A 1,093-nucleotide genomic window follows, 5' to 3' on the forward strand; every position below is an offset into this window, starting at 1 on the left:
TGCACAACCTCGCCCTCACCAGATAGGCCAACGGGCAGCACCGCAGCCGACCTTGCCCTCACCAGGTCCAAGATCAGTTACGGGACAAGCCTTAGGCCCCGCACCTGACGGTAGACCGCGGTGGCGTTCGGGTCCTGCTCGCTCCGCCGGTAGCCCGCCTGAGCGGCGAAAGCAATCTGAAGTCTGTCGGCAGGGGACCGCCGGTCGTCACCCAGCGCGAGATCCAACAGGTGCGCGCTGACCGCGAAGGCCTGCCGGATGCGCCCTGCGTCAAATCCAGGAACCTCCGGATCGAGCGCCGCCAGCCCATGCAGATACCACGCCGTACCGAGCACCTCGTCCGTGATACCGCGCTCGTCGCGGAACGCGGCGACCTCCATCTCGGTCATCGTCGCCAGAAGATCCTGCGCGCTGGGGAGCACACCACCTGGCCGGTAGTCACCGAGCGCCGACGCGAGCACAGCTGGATCTAGAGTGCGCTCCACACGTACTCCCTCACGTCCTTGGCGAAGTTCTCAAGATTGTCGACCGCTACCACCAGGCCTTGCAGTGCCCCGCTATGGGTGTGGGTGGTGAAATGCATGTGAGACCGCTCGAACGCCGTCTCGGGGACGTCCGTGGCATTCAGCGCCAGGCTGACACCACCGCTGCTCGACTCTTGCGCGTACACCCACTGCCGCGTCAGCGAGCTGACGAACGCCTGGGTGTCCGGAGCAAGGCACCGGCCGCCCCAAGACATCTGGCTCAGGTATTTCGCTCCGTTGTTGTTCAGCTGCTGCCAGGCGCCGCGGATGGTGTCGCTCGGCTTGGCAGCGGTACCGGTGAATTTCTTCATCTCCCACAACCTGAAGACGAATCCCATCGCGCCATCCTCTACGCGGTGGATGATCAGCCCGTCCGGACCGCTGTCAGTCACCGTCGAAGAAGGCGGATCAAGGATCTCCACGCGCCGTCCGGGCTCCAGGGTGAGGTCCCGTGTCAGCAGGTACCAGAGCCACTGAGCTGTTTCCAACCTGGCTGGTGCCATGGGATGTTGGCGTAGGGGCCGGGTGCGGGAAGAGGCGAAGCTCCTGGTAGATGGGTTGTCGACCAA

General features: G+C 64.6%; 1 protein-coding gene and 1 pseudogene. Both read right to left on the reverse strand.

Annotated features, from left to right (window positions below):
• Nucleotides 1–77: 77 nt before the first annotated feature.
• Nucleotides 78–485, reverse strand: coding sequence for a hypothetical protein (locus AB0I98_RS49890; RefSeq protein ID WP_362953186.1), 408 nt, complete (start codon nucleotides 483–485; stop codon nucleotides 78–80).
• A pseudogene (locus tag AB0I98_RS49895) lies at nucleotides 470–1,093 on the reverse strand (hypothetical protein); the annotation flags it as partial. The pseudogene AB0I98_RS49895 and the gene AB0I98_RS49890, both read right to left, overlap by 16 nt.

Origin of the sequence: Streptomyces sp. NPDC050211, from assembly GCF_040656035.1 — a bacterium.
Lineage (GTDB): Bacteria > Actinomycetota > Actinomycetes > Streptomycetales > Streptomycetaceae > Streptomyces.